At 64.7% G+C, this 24,269-nt stretch carries 24 protein-coding genes; 7 read left to right on the top strand and 17 right to left on the bottom strand.

Annotation, left to right across the window (positions count from 1 at the left end; translation table 11 throughout):
* Nucleotides 1–8 precede the first annotated feature (8 nt).
* Nucleotides 9–866: an OmpA/MotB family protein gene (locus JNE37_RS11735; RefSeq protein WP_203062894.1), complete on the bottom strand. Its 858-nt coding sequence runs from the start codon at nucleotides 864–866 to the stop codon at nucleotides 9–11.
* Nucleotides 867–882: 16 nt separating this feature from the next.
* On the bottom strand, nucleotides 883–1,653 hold the full coding sequence (locus JNE37_RS11730) for a motility protein A (RefSeq protein ID WP_035035511.1): 771 nt from the start codon (nucleotides 1,651–1,653) through the stop codon (nucleotides 883–885).
* Between the two features lie 185 nt (nucleotides 1,654–1,838).
* On the opposite strand from JNE37_RS11730, the gene JNE37_RS11725 reads away from it, so the two are divergent.
* Entirely contained in the window at nucleotides 1,839–3,101 is a 1,263-nt protein-coding gene (locus JNE37_RS11725) for an outer membrane beta-barrel protein (RefSeq protein ID WP_203062892.1), read from the top strand.
* 445 nt (nucleotides 3,102–3,546) lie between these two features.
* Here the strand turns inward: JNE37_RS11725 and hemH are convergent, their stop codons facing one another.
* The 7 genes from hemH to ligD all read right to left on the bottom strand — a co-directional run bounded on the left by hemH (nucleotide 3,547) and on the right by ligD (nucleotide 11,970).
* Nucleotides 3,547–4,569 (bottom strand): ferrochelatase, encoded by a 1,023-nt coding sequence (hemH, locus tag JNE37_RS11720; protein ID WP_203062890.1) that lies wholly within the window; start codon nucleotides 4,567–4,569, stop codon nucleotides 3,547–3,549.
* A gap of 81 nt (nucleotides 4,570–4,650) precedes the next feature.
* Nucleotides 4,651–6,021 (bottom strand): Nramp family divalent metal transporter, encoded by a 1,371-nt coding sequence (locus JNE37_RS11715; protein ID WP_203062889.1) that lies wholly within the window; start codon nucleotides 6,019–6,021, stop codon nucleotides 4,651–4,653.
* Between the two features lie 87 nt (nucleotides 6,022–6,108).
* Nucleotides 6,109–6,882 carry an exodeoxyribonuclease III gene (gene xth / locus JNE37_RS11710; RefSeq protein WP_203062884.1) on the bottom strand — a complete coding sequence of 258 codons (774 nt, stop codon included), beginning with the start codon at nucleotides 6,880–6,882 and terminating at the stop codon, nucleotides 6,109–6,111.
* Entirely contained in the window at nucleotides 6,879–7,520 is a 642-nt protein-coding gene (locus tag JNE37_RS11705; protein ID WP_203062882.1) for an alpha/beta hydrolase family protein, read from the bottom strand. Before JNE37_RS11705 ends, xth begins: the two co-directional genes overlap by 4 nt.
* On the bottom strand, nucleotides 7,517–8,599 hold the full coding sequence (locus JNE37_RS11700; protein ID WP_203062880.1) for a tetratricopeptide repeat protein: 1,083 nt from the start codon (nucleotides 8,597–8,599) through the stop codon (nucleotides 7,517–7,519). Before JNE37_RS11700 ends, JNE37_RS11705 begins: the two co-directional genes overlap by 4 nt.
* Nucleotides 8,600–8,605: 6 nt before the next feature.
* Nucleotides 8,606–9,493 carry a non-homologous end joining protein Ku gene (ku, locus tag JNE37_RS11695; protein WP_035035492.1) on the bottom strand — a complete coding sequence of 296 codons (888 nt, stop codon included), beginning with the start codon at nucleotides 9,491–9,493 and terminating at the stop codon, nucleotides 8,606–8,608.
* A gap of 32 nt (nucleotides 9,494–9,525) precedes the next feature.
* A complete protein-coding gene (ligD, locus tag JNE37_RS11690) occupies nucleotides 9,526–11,970 on the bottom strand; it encodes a DNA ligase D (protein WP_203062879.1) in 2,445 nt (814 codons plus the stop codon).
* A 106-nt stretch (nucleotides 11,971–12,076) separates the two neighbouring features.
* Here ligD and JNE37_RS11685 point away from each other — a divergent pair, with 106 nt between their 5' ends.
* Nucleotides 12,077–12,874, top strand: coding sequence for a DUF72 domain-containing protein (locus JNE37_RS11685; RefSeq protein ID WP_203062877.1), 798 nt, complete (start codon nucleotides 12,077–12,079; stop codon nucleotides 12,872–12,874).
* 139 nt (nucleotides 12,875–13,013) lie between these two features.
* On the opposite strand, the gene JNE37_RS11680 is transcribed toward JNE37_RS11685, so the two are convergent.
* Complete coding sequence (locus JNE37_RS11680) at nucleotides 13,014–14,684, bottom strand: HoxN/HupN/NixA family nickel/cobalt transporter (protein ID WP_203062875.1); 1,671 nt, start codon at nucleotides 14,682–14,684, stop codon at nucleotides 13,014–13,016.
* A 9-nt stretch (nucleotides 14,685–14,693) separates the two neighbouring features.
* The gene (locus JNE37_RS11675; RefSeq protein WP_343073221.1) at nucleotides 14,694–15,602 is read right to left on the bottom strand and encodes a LysR family transcriptional regulator; all 909 of its coding nucleotides are present in this window, start codon (nucleotides 15,600–15,602) and stop codon (nucleotides 14,694–14,696) included.
* 140 nt (nucleotides 15,603–15,742) lie between these two features.
* On the opposite strand from JNE37_RS11675, the gene JNE37_RS11670 reads away from it, so the two are divergent.
* Nucleotides 15,743–16,165, top strand: coding sequence for a hypothetical protein (locus JNE37_RS11670; RefSeq protein WP_203062874.1), 423 nt, complete (start codon nucleotides 15,743–15,745; stop codon nucleotides 16,163–16,165).
* Nucleotides 16,166–16,496: 331 nt separating this feature from the next.
* Here JNE37_RS11670 and nadA read toward each other — a convergent pair whose 3' ends face one another.
* Nucleotides 16,497–17,564: a quinolinate synthase NadA gene (gene nadA, locus JNE37_RS11665; protein ID WP_203062872.1), complete on the bottom strand. Its 1,068-nt coding sequence runs from the start codon at nucleotides 17,562–17,564 to the stop codon at nucleotides 16,497–16,499.
* Nucleotides 17,565–17,682: 118 nt separating this feature from the next.
* Between nadA and eda the strand changes: the two genes are divergently transcribed.
* Together eda and JNE37_RS11655 are read left to right on the top strand one after the other, a co-directional pair.
* Nucleotides 17,683–18,324, top strand: a complete 642-nt coding sequence (gene eda, locus JNE37_RS11660) for a bifunctional 4-hydroxy-2-oxoglutarate aldolase/2-dehydro-3-deoxy-phosphogluconate aldolase (RefSeq protein WP_203062870.1) — start codon at nucleotides 17,683–17,685, stop codon at nucleotides 18,322–18,324.
* Between the two features lies 1 nt (nucleotide 18,325).
* Nucleotides 18,326–18,679, top strand: coding sequence for a winged helix-turn-helix domain-containing protein (locus JNE37_RS11655; RefSeq protein WP_203062868.1), 354 nt, complete (start codon nucleotides 18,326–18,328; stop codon nucleotides 18,677–18,679).
* Nucleotides 18,680–19,028: 349 nt separating this feature from the next.
* Here JNE37_RS11655 and JNE37_RS11650 read toward each other — a convergent pair whose 3' ends face one another.
* The 4 genes from JNE37_RS11650 to JNE37_RS11635 all read right to left on the bottom strand — a co-directional run bounded on the left by JNE37_RS11650 (nucleotide 19,029) and on the right by JNE37_RS11635 (nucleotide 21,579).
* Nucleotides 19,029–19,562 (bottom strand): GreA/GreB family elongation factor, encoded by a 534-nt coding sequence (locus JNE37_RS11650; protein ID WP_203062866.1) that lies wholly within the window; start codon nucleotides 19,560–19,562, stop codon nucleotides 19,029–19,031.
* 10 nt (nucleotides 19,563–19,572) lie between these two features.
* On the bottom strand, nucleotides 19,573–19,977 hold the full coding sequence (gene rnk / locus JNE37_RS11645; RefSeq protein ID WP_035030855.1) for a nucleoside diphosphate kinase regulator: 405 nt from the start codon (nucleotides 19,975–19,977) through the stop codon (nucleotides 19,573–19,575).
* Between the two features lie 392 nt (nucleotides 19,978–20,369).
* Complete coding sequence (locus JNE37_RS11640; RefSeq protein ID WP_203062864.1) at nucleotides 20,370–20,804, bottom strand: RbsD/FucU family protein; 435 nt, start codon at nucleotides 20,802–20,804, stop codon at nucleotides 20,370–20,372.
* 25 nt (nucleotides 20,805–20,829) lie between these two features.
* Nucleotides 20,830–21,579, bottom strand: coding sequence for a GntR family transcriptional regulator (locus JNE37_RS11635; RefSeq protein ID WP_203062862.1), 750 nt, complete (start codon nucleotides 21,577–21,579; stop codon nucleotides 20,830–20,832).
* 76 nt (nucleotides 21,580–21,655) lie between these two features.
* Here JNE37_RS11635 and JNE37_RS11630 point away from each other — a divergent pair, with 76 nt between their 5' ends.
* Together JNE37_RS11630 and JNE37_RS11625 are read left to right on the top strand one after the other, a co-directional pair.
* Complete coding sequence (locus tag JNE37_RS11630; RefSeq protein ID WP_246513218.1) at nucleotides 21,656–23,209, top strand: UxaA family hydrolase; 1,554 nt, start codon at nucleotides 21,656–21,658, stop codon at nucleotides 23,207–23,209.
* Nucleotides 23,209–23,484 carry an acylphosphatase gene (locus tag JNE37_RS11625; protein ID WP_035030847.1) on the top strand — a complete coding sequence of 92 codons (276 nt, stop codon included), beginning with the start codon at nucleotides 23,209–23,211 and terminating at the stop codon, nucleotides 23,482–23,484. Before JNE37_RS11630 ends, JNE37_RS11625 begins: the two co-directional genes overlap by 1 nt.
* A 241-nt stretch (nucleotides 23,485–23,725) precedes the next feature.
* On the opposite strand, the gene secB is transcribed toward JNE37_RS11625, so the two are convergent.
* Nucleotides 23,726–24,214, bottom strand: a complete 489-nt coding sequence (secB, locus tag JNE37_RS11620; protein ID WP_203062860.1) for a protein-export chaperone SecB — start codon at nucleotides 24,212–24,214, stop codon at nucleotides 23,726–23,728.
* Nucleotides 24,215–24,269 lie beyond the last annotated feature (55 nt).

The following is a 24,269-nucleotide window of genomic DNA, read 5'->3' as shown; positions in this document are numbered from 1 at the left end:
CGCCTCGCTTACGGCGTGAGCCCGACCGGCACCGGCGGCTCTTCGTACATCACCAGGATCTCGATGCGCTGGTTGGACGAGAGATAGGGATCGTTCGGGAAGAACGGCTCGGAATCGCCGCGCCCGACGACGCTGTTGATGTGATCGTCCGATAGACCGAATTCTTCGAGTATCTGCCGCGCGACATTGGCGCGATCGAAGGACAGGTCCCACTTGCCGTAGCGCGGATTGGGATAGAGCGCGCCGGACATGGTGTGGCCAGTGATGCGGATCTGGTTGGGCATGCGGTTGAGGAGCGGCGCCATGGCCGCGATGGCCTTGCGCGTCATCTCATAGGGATATTTCGACCCATCCGGGAACATCGCCCGCCCCTGCTGGTCGGCGATCACGATGTTGATCCCCTCCTCGGTTTCCTGCACGACGAGGTTTTCCGAAATCGCGGTGATGTCGGGCTGGTCCTGCCAGGCCTGCCTGAGGCTGGCCGCGGCCAGCGAATACATGGCCGCGCGCTCGGCGTCGGTCCGCTCGTTGGTATAGGTCTCAGCCTCCTGGCCCTGCGCCTGCCGGTCCTCGCGATCCTTGGTGGCGAACTCCGATTCCGCCTCGGTGGACTGCTCGGCCAGGTGCTTGGGGTAGGGTCGCAGAGGGTTGCCGCTGCGTTCGATCATGCCCGCCTTGTCATCGACGATGGTGATGCCGAAGGCATCCTTCACCGAGCCCGAGGCCTGGGCCAGCTTCTCCTGATCCTGCACAGAGAACGAGAGCAGCATCACGAAGAAGGCCATGAGGAGGCTCATGAGGTCAGCGAACGAAATGACCCACGAGCCGCTATGGCCGCCACCGGCAGCCTGTTTGCGCTTTATCATTGCCGGAACTCCCCGCTCAGGCCGCATAGAGCAGCTTGTCGCGGTCGTGCAGCGGCAGGAAGCTGGCCAGCTCGTCGCGAATGGCGGTGGGGTTGCGGCCCTCGCGGATCATGACCAGCGCCTCGATGATCATGGTGCGGTTGGTGCCCTCCTCCTGCGCGCGATGGGCGAGCTTGTCGGAAATAGGCAGCGCGATGACGTTGGAAATGGCGGCGCCGTAGAAAGTCGCCAGCAGCGCCACGGCCATGCCCGGCCCGATCTTCTTGGGATCGTCCATGTGGCCGAACATCGAGACGAGGCCGATTAGGGTGCCCACCATGCCCATGCCGGGAGCGGTGTCGCCCAGCGTCTTGAAGATCTTGTGGCTTTCCTCGGTGCGTTCGTAGTCGAGATCGCGTTCGCGCTCGAGCGAGGTGCGGATCGCCTCGGCGGTGAAGCCGTCCGCGATCATGCGCACGCCACGCTGGAAGAAGGGATCGGTGAGCCGCACCTGTTCGAGGGCGATCGGCCCCTGCTTGCGCATCTTGTCGGCCACCTCGGCGATCTGGTCGATGATGCGGGTGGTCGAGACGGGCTTGTAAAAGAGCGCGCTCTTGAGCCCCATGACGATGGCCGTGCCGAAACTCTGCAGCGTATAGCGCACGAGGATCGCCATGGTGGCGCCGCCGACGACGACCAGGGCAGGCAATATGTTGACGAAGGAGAGCGGGCTCGATCCCTCAAGGAGGATCGCCGCCAGCAGCACGACGAGGCCGCCGACGAGGCCGATAAGAGTGGCAATATCCATTTGCGCCAAAATCCCTTGCGCTAAAAACTGGTCTTCTGACCTTGGCGCGATGATGGGAGGCGGACGATAATTTGCCTTTAAGCGCTGCGGTAAATTGCCGGTAAAGCCGATCGGTAAAATTGGAAAACCTTTGTTAACCAAAAACCGCAATGTTTGCTTAACCATCCTCGTCCGGAGCGGCTGATTTGGGCTGGCCGAAATTCCCCGCAATCGCCTGCGCGGCCACGCTTTCGCTGTGGCCGGTCGCGATCGCCTATGCGGGCGACGGCTCCTACGCGGACAACCCCGATATCCTGCGCGACGGCTACAAGGTGGATTGGGTTCCGGCCAACGCGCCCCTGCCGGGCGAAGGTCCTGCCGAAGACATGGGCCTGCCCTTCCGCACCGACTGGAGCCTGTCCCTGCGCGGCGCCTACCAGCACGACAATGGAGGGGACCATTACGAGGCCCTGATCGTTCCCCAGGCCTCGCTGACGCGCGTCTTCGAGCGCGGGCAGCTCTCGGCCAATACTGAGGCCGAACTCGGCAAGCTCGATGGCGACGCGGTGCGGATCAATGCCCTGCGCCTCGCGATTGCCGGCGACTATCGGCTCGACAGCCTCACCCAGGCCAGCGGCAATCTGAGTTTTTCGCGCGCGCAGGACAGCGTGCTCAACGCCGCGGCTGACGTGGCACAGACGCCAGTGGTGACGGGGGCAGAGGCCGATGGCACGGTTACGCGCCAGTTCGGCAAGCTTTCGGTGGCGCTGCGCGGCAGTTTCGGACGCACGGTCTATGAGCCCACGACACTCATCGACGGGACCTTGCGCGACAACGGCTATCGCTCGAGCACCTATTTCGGAGGCGGACTGCGGGCCGGCTGGGAGCTGACGCCGATCTTCACCTTCTTCGGCGATGCCAGCGTGCAGCAGAACCTCTACGACGCGATCTCGCCCTCAGTGGGCGTCAAGACTGACAATTACGATACGGCGCTGCGCGTGGGCGTCTCCGGCAAGTGGCAGGATCGGCTGGAAGCCGAGGTTTCGGGCGGGCTGGGTTTCGTCAACTATGACGATGCCGGGCTCAGGCAGGTTTCGACAACGCTCTACGATGCGAGCGTGACCTACCGGCCCGACCCGACGATCGCCATCCGCGGCGCGCTGGGAACGGCCTTCGTGCCGCCGAGCGACAACATCGCCAGCACGCGCGTCGAATATCGCGCGACGCTGGACGCCAGCTATCAGATCAACGCCTGGCTGGCGTTGCGGACAAACGCTGCCTGGTCGCAGGTGCGGTATGAGGATGGGTCGAGCCCGGATACCAGCTATGGCGTCGGGGTTGGGGCGGATTACACGCTTAACCGGCATACGGTGCTGACGGCGGATTATGGATTCGCGCATACGGAAGATGCCCCGAACCCGGCGCGCGACGCGCATCGCGTGACGCTGGGGGTTACGTTCAAGAAGTAGGGCTGGGCTCAGCCCCTTACTATTCTCAACTTTCCCCGGCCGCGCTTTCGTTCACTGCGCCTCCCACCCGCTCGTTCTTCCCCGGTCGTAGAGCCGGGGCCTACGGATGGCGCTACTCGGGTGGAGGGGGGCAATAGGCCCCGGGTCTTCGCCCGGGGAAGTAAGGGGGTGGGGGTGGGTTATGGGGAGACGATAGATCGGTCTCCCTCATCCGCGCTTTCGTTCACTGCGCCTTCCACCCTCTCGGTCTTCCCCGGCCGCAGAGCCGGGGCCCACGGATGGCGCCACTCGGGTGGAGGGGGGCAATAGGCCCCGGGTCTTCGCTCGGGGAAGTAAGAGGGTGGGGGTGGGTTATGGGGAGACGATGGATCGATCCCCCTCATCCGCCCTTCGGGCACCTTCTCCCACAAGGGGAGAAGGATGGGCGGTGCGTCGCACTGGTGGCCTAGAGCCAGCCCTGCAGTTCCTTGCGGACGACCTGCTCAAGCATGTCCATGCCGCCGGGCGTGGCGTTGAGGCAGGGGATATAGGCGTAGCGTTCGCCGCCGCCGTGCATGAACTCTTCCTGGCCGGTGATGGCGATTTCCTCGAGGGTCTCGATGCAATCGGCGGCGAAGGCGGGGGCGAGGATGGCGATCTTCTTGATGCCCTTGCTCGGAAGCGACTTGAGCGTTTCGTCGGTATAGGGCTCGAGCCATTCGGCGCGGCCGAAACGGCTCTGGAAGGTGACCATGATGCGGCTCTCGTCCCAACCCAGTTTTTCGCGTACGAGCCGGGTCGTCTTGAGGCACTGGCAGTGGTAGGGGTCGCCCTTCTCCAGGTATTCCCGCGGCATGCCGTGATAGGACGTGATCACGAGGTCAGGCTCGAAGTCGAGCGCGGCGACGCCGTCGCGGATACTGTTGGCCAGCGCCTCGATATAGGCGGGCTCGGCGAAATAGGCAGGCGCGGTACGCACGGCGGGCTGCCAGCGCATCTTTGCCAGGGCCTCGAAGGCCTTGTCGTTGGCCGTGGCCGTGGTCGTTGCCGAATATTGCGGATAGAGCGGCACGAGCAGGATCTTCTGGCAGCCGGCCTTCTGCAGCGCCTCGATGCGCGAGGCCGTCGAGGGATTGCCATAGCGCATAGCATGGTCGACGACGACATCGTCGCCGGCCAGCCGCTGGCCAAGGTTCTGAGCCTGCTCGCGCGTGATGACCAGCAGCGGGCTCTCGTTGGTGCGCTTGTCCCAGATGCGCGCGTAGTTGGCGCCACTCTTCTGCGGACGCACCGAGAGGATGATGAGATTGAGGATCGGCCACCAGAGCCACCGGGGCGTCTCGATGACGCGCTGATCGCTCAGGAACTCCTTGAGGTACCGCCGCACAGACCAGTAATCGGTCGCGTCGGGCGTTCCCAGATTGAGCAGCAATACCCCGATCTTGGGGGTGGCAACCGGCGGGTGGCCCGCAGGCAGATGATCCGGCATGAAAATCCGCGGCTTCTGTTATGACTCGCGGGCCGCAACATAGCCCGGCCCGCCGCGAGCGCAAGGTGCGATCTGTCGCGCCTAACCCATGGCGCCGGTCACAAAATCGAATATCAGCTTGAGGTTGAGCGCGATGATGAGCGCTGCCACCACCGCTGCGAAGCCGATGACCCAGCGAGGCGCCACAAGCTCGCCCATCTTGGTCTTGCTGGCGGTGAACATCACCAGCGGCACGACCGCGAAGGGCAGCTGAAGGCTGAGCACGACCTGCGAGAGGATGAGGAGCTGCCCGAGCTGCGCCTCGCCCGCCCAGAGGATCACCACGATCGCCGGCACGATGGCCACCAGCCGCGTGATCAGCCGCCGGGCCCAGGCCACCATCTTGATGTCGATGAAGCCCTCCATGACGATCTGCCCGGCCATGGTGGCGGTGACCGTGGAATTGAGCCCGCAGCAGAGGAGCGCGATGCCGAAAAGCGTGGGCGCGACGGCGTGGCCGAGAAGCGGCAGCAGCATTTCGTGGGCGGTGCCCAGATCGTCCACATACTGGCCGGAGGCGTGGAAGGTCGCCGCAGCGAGGATGAGGATCGAGGCATTGATGCCCAGCGCCAGCATCAGCGCGATCGAGGAATCCCAGGTGGCAAAGCGCAGGGCTTCCTTCTTTTCGGGCAAAGTATGGCCATAGGCGCGGGTCTGGATGATGCCCGAGTGCAGGTAGAGGTTATGCGGCATCACCGTGGCGCCGATAATGCCGAGCGCCAGATAGAGCATGTCCGGATTGGTGACGATCTCGGTGGTGGGCGCGAAGCCGCGGATCACCTGCCCCCAATCAGGATCGGCCATGGCGATCTGTACGATGAAGCACGCCGCGATGACACCCAGCAACGCGATGATGAACGCCTCGATCCAGCGGAAGCCCTTGGTCTGGAGCCAGAGGATCAGGAACACGTCGAGCGTAGTGATGAGAATGCCGATTTCGAGCGGAATGCCGAAGATGAGGTTGAGGCCGATGGCCGTGCCGATGACCTCGGCGAGATCGGTGGCGCAGATGGCGAGTTCCGCCAGTGCCCAGAGCGGCCAGGAGGCCCAGCGCGGGAAGGCATCACGGCAGGCCTGCGCCAGGTCCTTGCCGGTGGCGATGGCCAGTCGCGCGCAGAGCGACTGCAGCAGGATGGCCATGATGTTGGAGAGCAGTGCCACCGAGAGCAGCGTGTAGCCGAACTGCGAGCCGCCGGCGAGCGAGGTCGCCCAGTTGCCCGGATCCATGTAGCCGACCGCAACGAGGTAGCCGGGGCCGACAAAGGCCATGAACCGACGCCAGCCCGAGGCATTGGCCCGCACCGGGATGGTGCGGAACGTATCGGCCAGCGGCGGCTGATCGCTATGGCGCAACCACGCATGATGCTTGGCCGGCTGTGCCAGGCTTTCCGGCTGGGAGACTTCGCTGGTCATGAATATGGACTTCCTTGGACGCGTCGGCAGACTAACCGCAGTTGCAAATCATTTGCAAGATAGCTTGTTGCAAACGATTTGCAAGTGTCAAGGTTCCAGTTCGATCCAGGCCGGCGCGTGGTCGCTGGCGTTTTCGAGGCCGCGCACCTCGCGGTCGACGCCCGCTGCGACCAGTTTGGGCTTGAGCGGCTCGCTCAGCAGCAGGTGATCGAGGCGCAGGCCGGCATCGCGCGGCCAGCGGTTCCGCATGTAGTCCCAGAAAGTATAGACGCGCTCGTCGGGATGGAGGCTGCGGATGGAATCGAGCCAGCCCTGGTCGAGGAGGCGCTGATAGGCCGCCCGGCTTTCGGGCTGGAGCAGCGCGTCATCGTCCCAGGACTTGGTGGGGTAGATGTCGAAATCGGTCGGCACCACGTTGTAGTCGCCCGCCAGCACCACGGGCAGGCCGGAGGCGTAAAGCTCGGCGGCAAGCGCCAGCAGGCGCTCGAACCAGGCGAGCTTGTAGTCGAATTTCGGCCCCGGCTGCGGGTTGCCGTTGGGAAGGTAGAGCGAGGTGATGAGCACGCCGTTGACGGCGGCTTCGATATAGCGTGCCTGCTTGTCCTCGGGATCGCCCGGCAATTCACTGCGCGTCTGGATGGGGTCGGCGCCACGCGCGAGAATGGCGACGCCGTTCCACGTCTTCTGTCCCTTCCAGACGGCGCCATATCCGGCTTCGTTTATGGCCGCGACCGGGAACTCGGCCTGCGAGGCCTTGAGTTCCTGGAGGCAGACGACATCGGGTCGGGCGGCATCGAGCCAGGCGAGAAGGTTCGGCAGGCGCCGGTTGACGTTGTTGATATTGAAGGTCGCGACCTTCATGCGCCCGCGAGGGTTTTGGACCAATCGGCGACCGCTTGCGCCATGGTCTTCATGTGGTCATCGGCCGAAAAGCCGGAGAGCGTCTTGCGCGGCTTTAGATCGTGGTCGCCGTCTTCGAGCCAGAGGATGCGGATGGCGGGCGAGAGCTCATAAGTCTCGACCTCCTCGCGCGTACCGAACTGATCGCGCGTCCCCTGGACTATGAGGGCCGGGGTCTTGAGGCCGACGAGGTGCCTGGTTCGCAGCTGTTCGGGCTTGCCCGGCGGGTGGAAGGGATAGCCGAGACAGAGGAGCCCGGCGATCCTGCCCTCGGCCAGCATCTTGTCGGCAATCATTGAGGCCACGCGCCCACCCATCGACTTGCCGCCGATGACGAGCGGCGTCCGGGCGCCGAGCGCGACAATGGCCGCCTCGTATTCGGGCATGACCAGCTCGGCCTTCGGCGGCGGCCTGGAGCCGGCCGGCGTGCGGCGGCTGGCCATGTAGCCGAATTCGAAGCGCGCGACGCGCAGGCCTGCCGCAGCCAGCGCGGCAGCGGCGGCGTTCATCGAGCCCGAATCCATCGGCGCGCCGGCGCCGTGGGCAAGAAGGATCGTCACCGGGGCGTCTTCCGGCCCATCGAAGAGGAATTCGGTCATGCGATCTTGCCTTCGGCCGAAAGCGTCATGTCAATGAGGAAGATGCCGCGCGCCGCCCGCTTGCCCCAGAGGGAATCCGGGTCCATCGCCACATAGCGCGACCAGAGCGCGCGGGCCTCGGCCAAGTCCTCCTGTTCGAAGGCCAGGGCGGCGAGGTTGTAGATCGGGTCGGCATAATCCGGGTCGATCTCGATGGCGCGCTGGAGGTGCTGGCGGGCAAGGTTCGCCTGCCCGCGATCCTTCCACAGCGAGCCCAGGTTGAACCAGGCCTCGACGAATTTGGGATCGAGCTTGATGGCCAGCGCATAGGAATGGGTGGCCTCCTCGGCCTCCCCCGCCTTGCGCAGCACGTTGGCACGGTTGAAGGCGGCGACGGAATCGGCCGGCTCCATCGAGAGATATTGCGAATAGAGCGTCGCCGCCCGGGCGAATTCGCCCTGATGTTCGGCCGCTTCGGCGAACTCGAACAATTCGTCGGCGTCGTCCTCGGCGTCCTCGAGCGCGAAGAAGCGCTGGCCGTCGAGCTTGGCCAGATGCTCGCCCTCGCGCCGATAGATCGTGTCCTCGTCCTCGGCATGGAGCGAGACGGCGGTGAGCGAGGAGACCTTGCCGGCCAGATGCACGGAGCGCGCAATCGCGCCCCATCCGGCGCCCGATTGCAGGAGGCTGGCATATTTCCTGGCAAGGATCAGGTCGCGGAAGGAAAAGGGCTCGGCACTGTGCTCGTAGGCATCGAACAGGACGAGGAGGTCGAAGGCGCGCGGATCCAGTCGCGACTGCTCGATGATCGACTGGCGCGAAAGCTGCGCATCCTGCTCCTTGCGCAGCGCCCCGAGCCGTCGGCGGAAGCCGGCTTCGCTCATGAGCTCGGCGCCCGAAGCCGCGGCTGCATCGTAAAGCGCCTCGATCTCGGCGTCGGTGCGACCGAGCAGCCTGCGCCCGAAAAGCACATGGGTCGTCTGCCGGGTCAGGCCGCGCCGGACGATGCCGCCGCGCCGCTCGACCTCGCGCACCGCAAGCCGCCTCGGAAAGGCCAGCGGGGCCCCGAGGATGCCGAAGGTAGCGCCTTCAAAGACCATGCGGCGTCAGGCTTTCTTCTTGGCTGCGGGCTTGGCGACCGGCTCCGCCTTGGCGGCAGCGGCCTTGCTGCGCGTCTTGGTGGCGGCAGCCTCTTCCTTGGGCTTGCTCTCGGCGGGCGGCTTGCTCTGCGAGAGGCTGGCCTTGAGGGCATCCATGAGATTGATGACGTTGCCGCGCTCGGGCGCCTCGGCGATGATCGGCTTGTGACCCTTGAGCTTCTCCCTGATCATCGACATCAGGGCCGTCTCGTACCGGTCTTCATAGTCGGACGCGTCGAACTCGGTTTCCTTCTGCTTGACCAGCTGCAGGGCGAGCGCCAGCATTTCCGGGTCGGCCGCGGAATCCGGGATGTCCTTGAAATATTCGGCAGTGGCGCGCACTTCGCTCGGATTGCGCAGCACGGAGACGAACATGCCCTTGTCGCGCGCGGAAATGGTGATGACGCGCTCGCGGCTGGAGAGCACGAGACGCGCGATGGCGAGCTTGCCCGACTGGCGCAGCGCTTCGCGCAGGACGATGAAGGTTTCCTCGGCCATCGCCCCATCGGGCGCGAGGTAATAGGGCGCATCGAGATAGACGACATCGACGCTGTCCTCATCCACGAACGCCTCGATGTTCATGGTGTGGCTGGACTCGATCTTGACCGCTTCGAGGTCCTTGTCGTCGATGATGACGTACTGGTTTTCCTCGTACTGGTAGCCCTTGACCAGGTCCGAGCGCTCGACGAGCCCGAGCTCAGGATCGACCGGCTTCATGTTGATCCGGTTATGCGTATCCTTGTGGAGCTGGTTGAAGGTGATGCGCTCGCTCGTGCTGGTCGCCGGATAGAGGCGCACCGGGCAGGTGACGAGCGAAAGCTTGAGATATCCCTTCCAGGAAGAACGCGGCGCCATACTTGTCTCCTACGCGATACACAAAGAACTGGCTAAGGACCGACCGCTTGCAGATCGGACGCGTATTCATCGATTTCGGCCCAGGGATCCCCGGAACTGTTGAGGATTTGAGGCAAAGAAGAATAATTCAAATCTTCCGGGGCGTCGATGGACTCCAGCTGGTTCCAGTTAAGGGGAGTTGAAGCCGGCAATCCCGGGCGGGCACGCAGGCTATAGGGTGCAGCGGCCGTGGCGCCGCGCGCATTGCGGTGAAAGTCGATGAAGATGCGGTTCTTGCGCTTCTCCCGGCTCATATTGGCGATGAAGGTATCGCGGTCTCCCGCCGCGATCGCCTGGGCCATGGCGCCGGTCGCCTTGTGGATCGCCTTCCAGTCATGATGCGGCTTGATCGGCACGACGACATGCAGCCCCTTGCCGCCCGAGGTCTTGACGAAGGCATTGAGCCCGATGCCCTCCAGCGCCCCGCGTACGCGCCGCGCCCCGGCAACGATGTTGCGCCAGGTGATGCCCTCGCCCGGATCGAGATCGAACACGATACGGTCGGGCCTTTCGAGATCGGCGTGATGGCAGCCCCAGGTGTGGAACTCGATGACGCCGAACTGGGCGAGCGCGAGATAGCCCTTGGGGTCCTCCACGCTCAGATATTGCCGCGCCTCGCTGTCCGAGTTGACGGCGTCGAAGACGCCCACGGATTTGGGCATGCCCGAGAACGGGTGCCGCTGGTAGAAGATGTCATCGGCCTTGCCTGAAGGACTGCGCACCAGCGTCACGGGCCGACCGAAAAGATGGGGCAGCATGAAATCGCCGACGAGGCCGTAATAGACGGCGAGGTCGAGCTTGGTCGGGCCATCATCGCCGAAGAGGCGCCGCGTCGGATTGGTGATCGAGACGGAGGCGAGGTCGGCATCCGAGATCAGCCGCCTGCGCTCGGGCCGGTTGGTGGGGCGCTCGGGCTCGATGAGGCCCTTGTAGACCGCGTGCCGCAGGCTGCCGTCATTGGTGCGGTTGGCATAGTGGATACGCGCCGAATAGACCGGCTCGACATAGACCAGCTCCTTGGGCGCCCGCGGCAGCGGCGCGCGTTCGAGTTCGATCGGTTGCAGGCGCGACAGCAGGAGGTCGAGCGTGGGGGCATCGAAGCCCGTGCCGACCTTGCCGCGATATTCGAGCGTGCCATCGACCCATTCGCCGAGCCCCAGCGCGCCCAGCCCGCCCGCAGCTTCCGAGCGCGTATAGCCGACAATGACGAAATCCTCGGCGCGACGCGCCTTGGTCTTGAGCCAGGTCGTCGAGCGGGTCTGCTCGTAGCGGGCATCGGCTCGCTTGGAGACGATGCCTTCGAGGTGCTTTTCGGTGACAAGCCCGAGCAGATCGCTGCCCTCGCCCTCGACATGGTCGCTGTACTGGATGGCCGACTTGCTGCTGACGATGGGCGCAAGGAGATCGCGCAGCAAGTCCTTGCGGTCGCGCAGCGCCACGTTCTGCAGGTCGTAGCCGTCCAGATAGAGGAGATCGAAGGCAAAGAAGGTGAGGTCGTGGCTGCGGCTTTCGGCCAGCGCATCTTGGAGCGCGGCGAAAGTGGTGACGCCCTGGTTGTCGACCACCACGACCTCGCCATCGATGATCGCCTGCCGGCACGGCACCTGCGCGAAGGTATTGGTGAGGCGCTTGTAGCGATCGCTCCAGTCCAGCCCCGAGCGGGTGATGAGACGTGCCTGCCGGTCCTCGATGAAGGCAATGGTGCGGTAACCATCGAACTTGATCTCGTGCAGCCAGGGCGTCCTGTCGCCCGGAATGGGCGGCGGATCCGCCGTGGCGGTGGCGAGCTGGGGCTGGATCTTGTCGGGCATCGGCATTTCGCGCGCGCCCTTGAGCTTGCCCGGCTCAAGCTTGACCGGCTTGCGCGGCTTTTGCGGAGCCGGCTGCAATTGCTCGATGGTGAGGCCCGACTTGACGCTTTCCGGCCGGCTTTCGAGGATGTTCTCGGTCGTGGAGGCGGCCGGATCGTGCTCCTTGAAGAAGAGCCAGTTGACCTTGTCCTCTCCCGGCTTGGGCTTGAGGCGCTTGAGCATCCAGCCGCCCTTGAGCTTTTCACCCGCGAGACGAAACTTGAAATCGCCGCTCCGGAAACTCTCCTCGAGATCGCCCATCGGCGCCCAGGTGCCGGCATCCCAGACGATCATCGGCCCGCCGCCATATTCGCCTTCCGGGATCACGCCCTCGAAGTCGATATAGTCGAGCGGATGGTCCTCGGTCTGGATGGCGAGCCGCTTGTCGTCCGGATTGAGCGAAGGCCCCTTGGGCACGGCCCAGCTCTTGAGGACGCCATCCATTTCGAGCCGCAGGTCGTAGTGCAGCGAGGTCGCGCCGTGCTTGTGCACGACGAAGCGGTTGCCCTCCCCGCCATCGACGCGCCCTTCGGGCTCGGGAGTTCGCGAAAAATCGCGCTTGCCGCGATAGGTGGTGAGTTGCGCCATGGGAGGAGCTAAGCATTGCCGCGCCCGCCACGCAATCGCGGCAAAAGCGGGCTGCGTATCGGGCCGAACTCGGCTAACCTCTTCAGGCACAACGAGGAGGCGCAAAATGGCGGGCAAGATTCGCATCGGTGTCGGCGGCTGGACCTACGAACCCTGGCGCGGCACCTTCTACCCCGAAGGCCTGACGCAGAAGCGCGAGCTCGAATATGCGGGCGGCAAGCTGAGCTCGATCGAGATCAACGGCACCTTCTACGGCTCGCAGAAGCCGGAAAGCTTCGCCAAGTGGCACGACGAGACGCCCGACGACTTCGTCTTCACGCTCAAGGGCACGCGCTATTCGACCAACCGGCGCGTGCTGGCCGAGGCCGGTGAATCGGTGGAGCGCTTCATTTCGAGCGGCATCCTCATGCTCAAGGACAAGCTCGGCCCCATCAACTGGCAGATGGCCGGCACCAAGAAATTCGACCCCGAGGATTTCGAAGCCTTCCTCAAGCTGCTGCCCAAGACGCATGAAGGCCGCACGCTCCAGCATGCCGTCGAAGTGCGCCACCCGAGCTTCCGCGTGCCCGAATTCATCGCCATGGCGCGCGAATACAATGTTGGGGTAATCCTCGATGCCGACAGCGACTATCCGCAGATCGCCGACGTGACCGCGCCCTTCGTCTATGTGCGCATCATGGGGACGAGCGAGAACGAGGAGCTGGGGTACTCACCGGCGGCGCTCGATGCCTGGGCCGAGCGCGCCCGGGAATGGGCAGCCGGCGGCAGCCCCGATGGGCTGGAATATGGCTCGCCGGACAAGGCGAAGACGGCCGATCGGGACGTCTATCTCTACGTGATCAGCGGCTTCAAGGAGCGCAACCCTGCCGCCGCGATGGCGCTGATCGAGCGGATCGGGAAGTAAGCCCCTGCCCTTCTCCCCTTGAGGGAGAAGGTGGCTGCGAAGCCGTCGGATGAGGGGTCGGCGATGCTGGCAAGAACCCCTCACCCGCCCTCCGGGCACCCTCTCCCTCAAGGGGAGAGGGCGATGGGCACGATCTTGGCTAGTAGAAGCTGGCGACCAGCAGCACGGCGCCGAAGGCAAAGACCGCTACGGCGCCGAGAAGTTCCAGCCACCAGAACACATTGCCACCGACGCCGCCGCGCGAGGCCAGGAGCCGGCGCGCGACGTCCTTGGCGGTCACCGCGAGCGTCGCCAGGATCGCCACTGTGATGGCCGTACCGATGCCCATGAGGAACACCGAGAATATCCCGGCGGCCAGCAATCCCTGGCTCAGCGCGAAAACCAGCACGACCAGCGCCCCCGAGCACGGGCGGATGCCTACCGCCAGCACCACGCCAAGCTGCTCGCGCCAGCCGCCGCGGAGCTGATCGGGCGTCACGAAATGCTCGTGATGGCCGTGCTCGTGCTCATCGTCGTGGTGATGGTGATGATCATGATGCTCGTGCCCGGCCTCGCCCTCATGCAAGTGCTCGTGCGCCTTGGCGGCAAGGTCATGGGCGTGATGGTGATGGTGATGGCCGTGCCCCCAGCCCAGGAGCTTGCGCGCTATGAGCCAGGCGCCCAACAGCATGATGAGCGCGTAGGAGGCGATGACGATCCAGTTGGCGGCATCGCTCATGGCCAGTGATGTCATGCGCAGGCCGAGCACCGCGATGAGGATGAAGGCTACCGCCACCACCGATTGCAGCATGGCCGAAGCAAAACTCAGCGCAATGCCGCGGCGGACCTGGGATTCGTTGGCGAGGAGATAGGAGCCGATCACCACCTTGCCGTGTCCCGGGCCGGCGGCATGGATGATGCCGTAGAGGAAGCTCAGGCCGCCAAGGACGAGGAAGGCCGTATTGTCGGTCTTGAGGCGCCCGAGCGAGGAGGTCAGCATGGCGTAGAAGGCGCGCTGGGCATCGGCCAGCCATTTGAAGACGCCGACCTGCGGCAGGTAATTGCTTTCGGAGGGCGGACCGCCGAAGGGCGCGGGCTTGACCTGCGCCACCTGCGTCACGGCCTCCAGCGCCGTCTGCGGGGCGGCGGGAGCCGCCGACGCGCCGGTAGCATTGCAATGGACGAGAATGGCGCCTTGCACGCCGCGCACCGCCTTTTCGAGTTCGGGCGGCAGCTTGGTGACGTCGGCAGGGAGCGCATAGAGCTCGTCGGCCAGCGCCGGGTCCATCTCCTTGGGCGGATCCATCGTCACGCCGCACCCGGCCGGCGCATTTTCGAGCGTCACCCGGCTGGCATCCGCGAAGGTTATGGCGACGTAATATTCGGGGTCGGCGACGGCGAGTTCGAGCGTGTCCTTGATGCGATAGGGCTGGTCGGGACGGATCGAGAAATCGAGCGTCGTCTGCTTGCCGTCATAGGTGATGCGGGCGCCCGGTAGCTCGGAGAAGCGCAGGTTGAGATCGCCCTCCCCGGCAAAGGTATAGAACTCGTATTCCGAGAGCCCCTTCATGTTTTCGTGGGTGAGGTCGGTCAGCTCGTCTTCGGAAAGCTGGCCATCATTGTTGGTGTCGAGCCCCTGCACCGACCAGGCCGAAAACGCCTCGTCGAACGTCCAGGTATTGTGGATGGCGCTCACCGCCCCATCGGCATCGAATACGACGCTCGCCTTCGCATCGATGAAGATGTGCGGATGGGCAAGGGCCGTTACGGTGCTAGCCGCCAGAGCGAGGGCGGCCAGGAAGACTGAGCGCAGGAACAGGATAACCTCCACGCCGCCCCGTCAGCGGACGGGGTGGATTTCGAACCACTTGACCAGGTGATCGATGAGCGCGCGCACCTTGCCGGCCAGGTGCCGCCGGTGCGGATAGACTGCCTGCAAGGTCTGCCCCGTCGGAACGCGGTCGGCGAGCACCGCCGCGAGCTTCCCCTCCTCGATCGCCGGTTCGGCGAGGTACGACGGCAACATGGCAAAGCCAAGGCCGGCGATCGCTGCCTGCCGCGCCACGAGCGGGGAATTGCACCGCACCGGCCCCGTCACATGCACCGAAACCGTGCGCCCATCCTCGACGAACCGCCAATTGGCCTGGCCCTGGAGGTTGATATCCACGATGCAGGGCAGTGCCCGCAGGGCTTCGGGGTCCTTGGGCACGCCGACCTTGCGGATGAGGTTGGGCGAAGCCACCACCATCACCTTCATGTCGGCGATCTTGCGGGCGATGAGCGAGGAATCGGTAAGGGTCGAGATGCGCAGCGCCACGTCGATCCCTTCATCGACGAGATCGACATAGCGATCCTCGAGCCGCAGATCGAGCGTCACCGCGGGATGATCGACGAGGAAGGCGAAGATGGCCGGCGCCAGCGTCGATTCGCCGAAATTGCGCGGCGCCGAAACCCGCAGGAGCCCGCGCGGCTCGGTGGTCTGCTCGGAGATCGAGGCGTCGAGATCGTCGAGCTGCTGGAGAAGCTGGCTGGCCTCGCGGTAATAGGCCTCGCCCGCCTCGGTCAGCGAGAGCTTTCGCGTCGTACGGTTCATCAGCCGCACGCCGAGATAATCCTCGAGATCGGTCACATATTTGGAGAGCAGCGCCTTGGAGCGCCCGTGCTGGCGGGCCGCGGCCGAAAAGCCGCCGGCATCGAAGACCTGCACGAAGGCGCGGATACGGGCGAGATCCTGGGTCAAGGTTGCCAAGCTCCGTTGCTCATGCTGCTCACAAAACGCATAGCTTATTCGCTTTGAGCGAACAACAACGGCTATTGGACGGCAGACGATTAACGGTAGGATTGGCTATCGTTCGACAGCATCGTGGAGTTCGGACTATTTTCCCGCCCATGTCCAAACCCAGTTCCCGCTCAACCCTTTACCGGCTGATCGAGGCAGGCCAGCTCGCCCACAAGGCGCTGCTGATGCCGCTCGTCGAGCGGGGTCTGGAGCCTGGCGACGATGCCGTGCTCTTCATCCTCGGCCGCGCCGGGGTGACCGAGCAACAGCTCTCGGTTGAACTGGGCGCCTCCGAGGAAGCACTGGAACGCCGCATCGCGCGGCTCATCGACCGCGAACTGGTCTCGCGGCAGGCCGTTGGGCCCGAACTGGAGGCCGGTCTCGCGCTTACGGAGCGTGGCGAGCGCATCAAGGCGGTGCTGGCGGGAAACTGGGAAGAGCTCGAAAACGCGCTGCTCGGCGAGCTGGGCAAGAAGGAGCGCAAGGGGCTGGACAAGGTGCTCAAGCGCTTCGTGGAGTTGTTGCGACTTTAGGGCAAGCGCGTACTGCCCCACCACCTTACTTCCCCGGACTTGATCCGGGGCCTATTGCACCCCGTCACTCGAGTGGAGACATCCGTGGGCCCCGGCTCTGCGGCCGGGGAAGTGCCGTGGTGGGGATAGGTTCGGTGGTGGGGGTTGGTTCGGTGGTGGAGGTAGGTTCAGTAAGTTGCGCCCAGCCACGATCGTGCCCCCACTTCCCTTCTCCCCTTGTGGGAGAAGGTGGCGGCGAAGCCGTCGGATGAGGGGTCAGCGATGCCGGCCAAAACCCCTCACCCGCCCTTCGGGCACCCCCTCCCTCAAGAGGAGAGGGAGGATCGCGCTATCAATCGCCCTTGCGCGACATGTCGATCATCCGCTGCACGGCCATGCGGGCCGGCTCGATGATCGCGGGATCCACCGTCACTTCCTCGGTGCCCGTATGCAGCGACCAGAGGATGTTCTCGAGGTTGATCCGCTTCATGTGCGGGCAGATGTTGCAACCGCGCAGGAAATCGACATTGGGGTTCTCGGCGGCAACGTTGTCACTCATCGAGCATTCCGTGACCATCACCACGCGCGGCGGCTTCTGCGTCTTGACCCAGTCGATCATCCCGGCGGTCGAGCCGGCATAATCCACTGCATCGATGACCTCGGGCGGGCATTCCGGATGCGCGATGATCTTGGCGCTGGGATAGGCGGCGCGCAGCTCCGCGATGTCCTCGGCGGTAAAGGTCTCGTGCACCTCGCAGGCGCCGGCCCAGGTGATGATCTTCTTGTGCGTCTTGCGGGCGGTGTTCTGGGCCAGGTACTGGTCCGGGATCATGATGACCGTGTCGCCCTCGACACGATTGACGATATCGAGCGCGTTGGACGACGTGCAGCACACATCGGTCACCGCCTTCACGGCAGCGGAGGTGTTGACATAGGTCACCACCGGCACGCCCGGATATTGCGCGCGCATCGCCATCACGTCCTCGGCGGTGATCGAGGAGGCGAGCGAGCAGCCGGCGCGGCTATCGGGAATCAGCACGCGCTTGCTCGGATTGAGGATTTTCGAGGTCTCGGCCATGAAGTGCACGCCGCACTGCACGATGGTCGACTGCGTGACCTTCGTCGCTTCGACGGCTAGCTGCAGGCTGTCCCCGACGATGTCGGCGACCCCGTAATAGATCTGCGGCGTCTGGTAGTTATGCGCCAGGATCACCGCGTCCTTTTCCGTCTTGAGCCGGTTGATCTGGTGGATCAGCGGCGCGAAGAAGGGCCATTCGATTTCGGGAATGCGGTCGCGCACGCGCTCGAATATCGGCGCGGTCTCAGTTTCCACGGCCTTGGAGAACTTGAGGTCGAAGTTCTCCGCGAGGATGGCGCGAGCCTCCTCGAGCGGGGTCATGGCGTTAATCAACTGTACCATCCGGGTGCCCTCCACCGGCGCAAATCGCGTGCGGAACGTAGGTATATTTCTCGCCCGTTTCAATGAAGGCATGCTATTGAGCGGCAAATTCGTTTTGCCCGATCCCGGACCTATCGCGATGCCCCAAGACGCTCCCGCCCTTCGCTCCGTTCTTTCGCTTGCCCCGGTCATCCCGGTGATCATCCTGGACGACGTGGATGCGGCCCGCCCGCTGGCCGAAGCGCTGGTGGCCGGCGGACTGCCGGTGCTCGAAGTCACGCTGCGCACGCCCAACGCCCTGCGCGTTATTGCCGAAATGGCCAAGGTTCCCGGCGCCATCGTCGGTTCGGGCACGGTACGCAGCCCGCTCCAGATGGAGCAATCCGTCCATGCCGGCTGCCAGTTCATGGTTTCGCCCGGCGCCTCCCCGCGCGTGCTCGACGCCGCCGACGAGATCGGCATTCCGCTCCTACCCGGCATCGGCACCCCGACCGAGGCCATGACGGCTTCCGAACGTGGTTACTCGTTCCTGAAATTCTTCCCGGCCGAAGCCATGGGCGGAGCGCCGGTGCTCAAGGCCTTCGCCTCGCCCCTGCCCGACATCACCTTCTGCCCCACCGGCGGCATCGATGTCGAAAAGGCCAGGACCTACCTGGCCCTGCCCAACGTCATCTGCGTGGGCGGCTCCTGGATCATGCCGCAGGACGCCATCGCCGCAGGCGATTTCAAGCGCATCGAAGCGCTGGCACGCGAAGCGGCGGCGCTCAAGCCGCGCCCCTGACATGGACGGCGTCCCGCCCGACGGCCTCTCGCATCTGCGCGTGACGCTGAGCGAAAACGCCTATATCGGCCCCGGCCGGGCGGACCTCCTCGAATTCATCGCCGAAACCGGCTCGATCTCTGCCGCCGGCAAGCGCATGGGCATGAGCTACAAGCGCGCCTGGGATCTGGTGAAAGCCCTCAACGAGGGATTTGGCCTGCTGGTGGAAACCTCCCGCGGCGGCAGCGAACAGGGCGGCGCGCGGCTGACGCCGGCGGGGCAGGAAGTGTTGCGGCGCTATCGCGCCATGCAGGAGAAGACGCGGGCTGCGATCGGGGAGGACGTGGCGGCGTTGCGGGGGATGTTGCGGGGGTAGCTTGGCGTAGGTGCTGCGCTCACCCCTTTGGACCCAATCTAGCCCCACCACGGAACTTCCCCCGCCGCAGAGCCGGGGTCCGCGGATAGCTCCACTCGAGCGGACGGGTGCAATAGGCCCCGGATCAAGTCCGGGGAAGTGCAGTGGTTGGGGTGGGTTCGGTGGGTTTGGTGGATTGCGGTCAACCACGATCGTGCCCCCACTTCCCTTCTCCCCTTGAGGGAGAAGGTGGCGGCGGAGCCGTCGGATGAGGGGTCGGCGATGCCGGCGAAAACCCCTCACCCGCCCTTCGGGCACCCTCTCCCTCAAGGGGAGAGGGGATGTGGCGCGATCTCGCTGCCGGTCGCCGCTAAGCCGCGCTCGGCCCGGGGCCGGGGTCATCCCCGCCATCCACTCCCACTGCCCGCCGGCGCAGGCGGTATTCGCTCAGCAGCGTTACCGCGCTTGCCGGAGCCTTGGGCGGCATGGCGTCCGAGATGATCTCGGCGATCGGGTCGGGGTTGCGCTCGGCTTCGGGCTGGTAGAGCACCGCCTCGACCACGAGCGTTTCCACAGTTCCGTCGCGACGCGGCACCATGACGGCTTCGCCGGCCGCCATGCCGAGCATGGCGACGCCACGCAGCGTGCCCAGTTGCAGGGTCATGCCGCGCACTTCATGGCCGGGTTCGGCCACGAGCGTACGCTCCTCCGGTGCGTTGCCGTTGATGCGATAGCGCACGCGGCTGTTGAGCGTGACGACTTCCGGATCGATGTCCGTACCAAAGACGATGCGCGCCTCATCGAGCTTCTTGCGGATCAGGCCGTGGGCCTGGTCGCTGCCGCCACCGGCGTGCAGCATCTGCTCGAGGAAGGAAAAGTCCTTGGCAGTAAGGACAATGGCCAATTCACCCCCCTTAGGACGGTTGCTTGACGGAAAGGACGGTCAGCGCATGCTTCTTGGCATCGCGAGCGACCCAGGTGATCGATTGCCCCTGCGCCAGCCCGATAAGGGCCGTGCCGATGGGCGTGAGGACGGAGATCTTGCCCGCCGAAATATCGGCATCGGCCGGATAGACCAGCGTCACGCTACGCTCGGTGCCATTGTCGGGCCGGTAGGTGACGGTCGTCCCCATGCGCACGACTTCGGCCGGGAATTCGGTCTCCGGCACGACGCGGGCGCGTTCGATTTCGTAAAGCAGGTCGTCGGCGGCATCCGAGCTCGTATTGAGCCCGGCCAGCGCCAGGACGGTCAGCTGCTTGTGGTCGGTTTCGCTCAGAACCAAAGCTGGCTTGAGGTCGTAAGTATTCAAAGGTGCCATTGCATTCTCTTTCTATGCGGCTCCAGCGTCGGCGGAAAATCCCCGCGACGGCCGGATGGATTTGATTTGTTGGATGAGCGCCTTCCCGGCGCGCCAATGCGCTGACCGGGGTGCAACACTTCAATGAGTGTAGATGTGACGAGTTCCCCCTAAGCCCCGCGGGCGCTCAGGTCGCGTTTGGGGGCCTAGGGCTGGAATCCTGCGACCGGGTGTTCCCGGTAGAGGGTCGCTGCAATGATGAAGCGTAGTGTCGTCATGCTAGGTAAGGTAAGCAGACCTCGGGGAATGTCAAGTTGGCCCAAGGGAGGCTACCGGCGGGCCGGGAAACCCCTATCGCGCGCTGCGCGCCACCTTCTCCCACAAGGGGAGAAGGAAAGTTGCGGCAAGCGCGCCTAGGCGTTGGGACGAATGATGCCCTTCTTGAGCAGCACGTTGCCGTAGAGCCGGCGCTCGCCGGTCTGCACGATGGCGAAGGCGTCGTGCACCTTTTCGTAGAAGGCGAACCGCTCGACGAGCTTGAGCTTCATGCCCGGTTCGTATCGGCCGATGATCGCGTCGAACTCCTCCATCACCGGCATGCGCTTGTGTGGATCGCCGACAACCTCCATGCCGAACGCGGCATCCTCGACGAAATCGTCGAGCGGCATGAGCGTGAGGATGGCCTCTAGGATGTCGGTAGCGCTATGGCCGTCGAGGCGGACCACTGCCGGCCCCGCCGCCTCGGCCGGATAATTGGCATCGACGATGGCGATTTCGTCCCCGTGCCCCATGGCGCGCAGGATGTGCAGCAGATCCGGCCCCAGCACCGGCGGAATACCCTTGAGCATGTTCTCTCCCTCAAAACCCAGAATTCTAGCCGAACGGAAAGGCGTCCTCTTCGTCCGAAAGGACATCGCCATCCGCAAAGATATCCGGCCGCTGCCGCGCGAAGACGAGCAGTTCGGCCATGACGGAATCGATATGACCGCGCATCGCAGCGACGGCCTTGCCGGTATCGCCGGCAACGATCGCCTCGAACACCTGCTGGTGTTCTTCGAGCGAGAGCGCCAGCCGGCGCGGCGTGATGATGAGCCGGCGCGCCCGGTCGAGATTGGCCCGCGCACTCTCGATGATGACACGCACCTTGGCGAAGCGCATGGCATCGAACAGCATGTCGTGGAATTCGAGGTCGCGCGCGTGAAAGCCCGAGCGGTCGTCGATCTCGACGGCAGCGCGCTGGGCGGCAAGGTTTCGGCGCAGGTCGGCGATGAGGCCGTCGTCGTGCCGCCCGACCAGCGCCCGCACCGCCTCGCTTTCCAGCGCCTTGCGGATCAGCATGTATTCACGCACGTCCGCGATCCGCACCAACGAAACGATGGAGCCGCGCTGCGGCAGGATATCGACCAGCCCCTCGCCCTGCAGCCGCGAAAACGCCTCGGAAACCGGAAAGCGCGAGACATCGAGCTGGTCGCAGATGGCGTTCTTGTCCAGTACCTCGCCCGGTCGCAGCGCCAGCGAAACGATGGCGTCGCGCAGGATATTGGTCACGTCCGTGGTGACGGTGCCGCGCGCCAGGCTGGCCGGCCGCTCCAGAAATTGATAGGGACTCGCTTCGCTCTTCATGCTAACATGTTAGTTAGATCGCATCGCGCTGTCCATCGCGCGGATGCCCCCAGAGCAGCAAGCCAGAACCTCCGCCATGACCGAAACCATGTCCCGCCCGCAAGCCGCCACGCTCGTGCTCAACGCCGCCGACAATGTCGCCGTCGCGCTGAGCAACCTCGACGTCGGTACCATGACCCCGCAGGGGGTCACGACCCTCAAGCGCGTGCCCAAGGGCCACAAATTCGCCACCCGCGCCATTTCTACCGGCTCGGCCGTAGTCAAGTTCGGCCAGATCATCGGCTTTGCCAGCAAGGACATCCCGGCTGGCGAATGGGTGCACGAGCACAATTGCGGCATGGGCGGCGCCGATGGCTCGCTGGCCCATGACTATGCCTTTTCCGAAGGCGTGATAGCCCCCGACATGGTGCCCGAGGCGCAGCGCGCCACCTTCCAGGGCTATCGCCGCGCCAACGGCAAGGTCGGCACCCGCAACTATATTGGCATCCTCACGTCGGTGAACTGCTCGGCCACCGTCGCCAAGTTCATGGCGCAGGAGATTTCGCGCTCGGGACTGCTCGACGATTACCCGGAAATCGACGGCGTCATCCCCTTCGTCCACGGCACCGGCTGCGCCATGGACCTGGATGGCGAGGGCTACCACATTCTGCGCCGCACGCAGTGGGGCTACGCCTCCAACCCCAATCTGGGCGGCGTGCTGCTGGTGGGCCTGGGCTGCGAGGCCTTCCAGATCGGGCGGATGAAGGAAGCCTATGGCATCGTCGAGGACGAGACGTTCCAGACCATGACGATCCAGGAGATCGGCGGCACCCGCAAGATGGTGGATTGGGGCGTCGAGCGCATCAAGGACATGCTGCCCATCGCGGCCCGCGCCCGGCGCGAGACGGTGCCGGCATCCGAACTCACGCTGGCGCTTCAATGCGGTGGCTCGGACGGCTATTCCGGCATCACGGCCAACCCGGCGCTGGGCGTGGCGGCAGACCTGCTGGTCAAGCAGGGCGGCACCGCCATCCTTTCGGAAACCCCTGAAATCTATGGCGCCGAGCACCTCCTCACCCGCCGCGCTGTCAGCCGCGAAGTGGGCGAAAAGCTCATCGAGCGCATCCATTGGTGGGAGGATTATACCGCCCGTAACCGCGGCGAGATGAACAACAACCCGTCCCCCGGCAACAAGCTGGGCGGATTGACCACCATCCTCGAAAAATCCCTGGGCGCCGCCGCCAAGGGCGGCTCGACCCCGCTCACCGCCGTCTACGAATATGCCGAGCCGGTGACGGAAAAGGGCTTCGTCTTCATGGATACGCCCGGCTTCGATCCGGTTTCAGCCACCGGCCAGGTGGCGGGCGGCGCCAATGTGCTTGCCTTCACCACCGGGCGCGGCTCGGCCTATGGCTGCAAGCCCGTGCCCTCGATCAAGCTCGCCACCAATTCCGACCTCTATCGCCGCATGGGCGAAGACATGGACATCAATTGCGGCGACATCGCCGAGGGCCTGGCCGATGTCGACCGGAAAGGCGCCGAAATCTTCGGTATGATCCTGCGCGTCGCCTCGGGCGAGCGAACCAAATCGGAAGAGCTCGGTTATGGCGACAACGAATTCGTTCCCTGGCAGGTTGGCGCAGTGATGTAATGAAAACGGTCCACGTCACCATTTCCGGATTGGTCCAAGGCGTCGGCTACCGCGCCTGGACGGAACGCGAAGCGGTGCTGCGCAACCTCTCCGGCTGGGTCCGTAACCGCCGCGACGGCAGCGTGGAAGCGGTTTTTTCCGGTGAGGCAGCGGTCGTGGACGACATGCTGCAGGCGTGCTGGACGGGGCCCTATTCGGCGATGGTGCGCGCGGTGGATATTGGGGCCTGGACGGAGCCGGTGGGAGATCGGTTCGAGGTTCGCGGGACGGCGTAGGCTGCGCGCCAGATACCCCTTCACCACCACTTTTCACCCCAACCACAGGACTTCCCCGGCCGCAGAGCCGGGGCCCATTGCCCCGGCCAACGCGAGTGGAGCCATCCGTGGGCCCCGGGTCTTCGCCCGGGGAAGTAAGGTGGTGGGGGAAGTTGCGTGCTCAACTGGAAAACCACCCCAAAACAAAAACTCCTCCCCGGGATGCCGGAGAGGAGCAAGTTCTTCGCACTGCGGGCGAAAATCAGTTCGGCTGGTTGGCCGTAGCCTGCTGGGCCTGGAGGTTGCGCAGGTTCTGCAGGTAGATGGCGTTGAAATCGACCGGCTCCATCATCAGCGGCGGGAAGCCGCCCTGCTGGGTCACGCTGGCCAGGACCTGGCGCGCGAACGGGAAGATGAGGCGCGGGGCTTCCACCATCAGCAGCGGCGCGAGCTGGGCCTCCGGGATGTTCTTGATGCGGAAGACGCCGCCATAGACGAGTTCCACGTTGAACAGCAGGTTCGTCTCGCGCTCGGCCTTGGCATCGAGCTTGATCTCGACGGCATAGACCTCTTCGTTCTGCTTCTTGACCCCGACATTGATCGAGACGTTGAAGGTCGGCGTACCGGTACCGGCCATGATCGAGCCCGGAGCGCCCGGATTCTCGAAGGACAGATCCTTGATGTACTGGCCGATGAGCTGGAAGGAGGGCTGGTTAGCCGTATTTGGTGCTGCCGGAGTCTCGTCGGCCATGGTCTTGTCGTCCCTTGGAGAAAAGAATTTGGCAGGCTGGCTACCACTTTTGCCA

The sequence above is a fragment of the Paradevosia shaoguanensis genome (genome assembly GCF_016801025.1).
Taxonomy (GTDB): domain Bacteria; phylum Pseudomonadota; class Alphaproteobacteria; order Rhizobiales; family Devosiaceae; genus Paradevosia; species Paradevosia shaoguanensis.
Note: the sequence above shows the minus strand (reverse complement) of the source record. Positions and strands in the feature narration are given on the sequence as shown.

Excerpts from the sequence above, each read along its gene's own strand:
- JNE37_RS11735 (WP_203062894.1), bottom strand. The coding sequence starts at position 866 with ATGATAAAGCGCAAACAGGCTGCCGGTGGCGGCCATAGCGGCTCGTGG.
- JNE37_RS11730 (WP_035035511.1), bottom strand. The coding sequence starts at position 1,653 with ATGGATATTGCCACTCTTATCGGCCTCGTCGGCGGCCTCGTCGTGCTG.
- hemH (WP_203062890.1), bottom strand. The coding sequence starts at position 4,569 with ATGCCGGATCATCTGCCTGCGGGCCACCCGCCGGTTGCCACCCCCAAG.
- JNE37_RS11715 (WP_203062889.1), bottom strand. The coding sequence starts at position 6,021 with ATGACCAGCGAAGTCTCCCAGCCGGAAAGCCTGGCACAGCCGGCCAAG.
- xth (WP_203062884.1), bottom strand. The coding sequence starts at position 6,882 with ATGAAGGTCGCGACCTTCAATATCAACAACGTCAACCGGCGCCTGCCG.
- JNE37_RS11705 (WP_203062882.1), bottom strand. The coding sequence starts at position 7,520 with ATGACCGAATTCCTCTTCGATGGGCCGGAAGACGCCCCGGTGACGATC.
- JNE37_RS11700 (WP_203062880.1), bottom strand. The coding sequence starts at position 8,599 with ATGGTCTTTGAAGGCGCTACCTTCGGCATCCTCGGGGCCCCGCTGGCC.
- ku (WP_035035492.1), bottom strand. The coding sequence starts at position 9,493 with ATGGCGCCGCGTTCTTCCTGGAAGGGATATCTCAAGCTTTCGCTCGTC.
- ligD (WP_203062879.1), bottom strand. The coding sequence starts at position 11,970 with ATGGCGCAACTCACCACCTATCGCGGCAAGCGCGATTTTTCGCGAACT.
- JNE37_RS11685 (WP_203062877.1), top strand. The coding sequence starts at position 12,077 with ATGGCGGGCAAGATTCGCATCGGTGTCGGCGGCTGGACCTACGAACCC.
- JNE37_RS11670 (WP_203062874.1), top strand. The coding sequence starts at position 15,743 with ATGTCCAAACCCAGTTCCCGCTCAACCCTTTACCGGCTGATCGAGGCA.
- nadA (WP_203062872.1), bottom strand. The coding sequence starts at position 17,564 with ATGGTACAGTTGATTAACGCCATGACCCCGCTCGAGGAGGCTCGCGCC.
- eda (WP_203062870.1), top strand. The coding sequence starts at position 17,683 with ATGCCCCAAGACGCTCCCGCCCTTCGCTCCGTTCTTTCGCTTGCCCCG.
- JNE37_RS11655 (WP_203062868.1), top strand. The coding sequence starts at position 18,326 with ATGGACGGCGTCCCGCCCGACGGCCTCTCGCATCTGCGCGTGACGCTG.
- rnk (WP_035030855.1), bottom strand. The coding sequence starts at position 19,977 with ATGGCACCTTTGAATACTTACGACCTCAAGCCAGCTTTGGTTCTGAGC.
- JNE37_RS11640 (WP_203062864.1), bottom strand. The coding sequence starts at position 20,804 with ATGCTCAAGGGTATTCCGCCGGTGCTGGGGCCGGATCTGCTGCACATC.
- JNE37_RS11635 (WP_203062862.1), bottom strand. The coding sequence starts at position 21,579 with ATGAAGAGCGAAGCGAGTCCCTATCAATTTCTGGAGCGGCCGGCCAGC.
- JNE37_RS11630 (WP_246513218.1), top strand. The coding sequence starts at position 21,656 with ATGACCGAAACCATGTCCCGCCCGCAAGCCGCCACGCTCGTGCTCAAC.
- JNE37_RS11625 (WP_035030847.1), top strand. The coding sequence starts at position 23,209 with ATGAAAACGGTCCACGTCACCATTTCCGGATTGGTCCAAGGCGTCGGC.
- secB (WP_203062860.1), bottom strand. The coding sequence starts at position 24,214 with ATGGCCGACGAGACTCCGGCAGCACCAAATACGGCTAACCAGCCCTCC.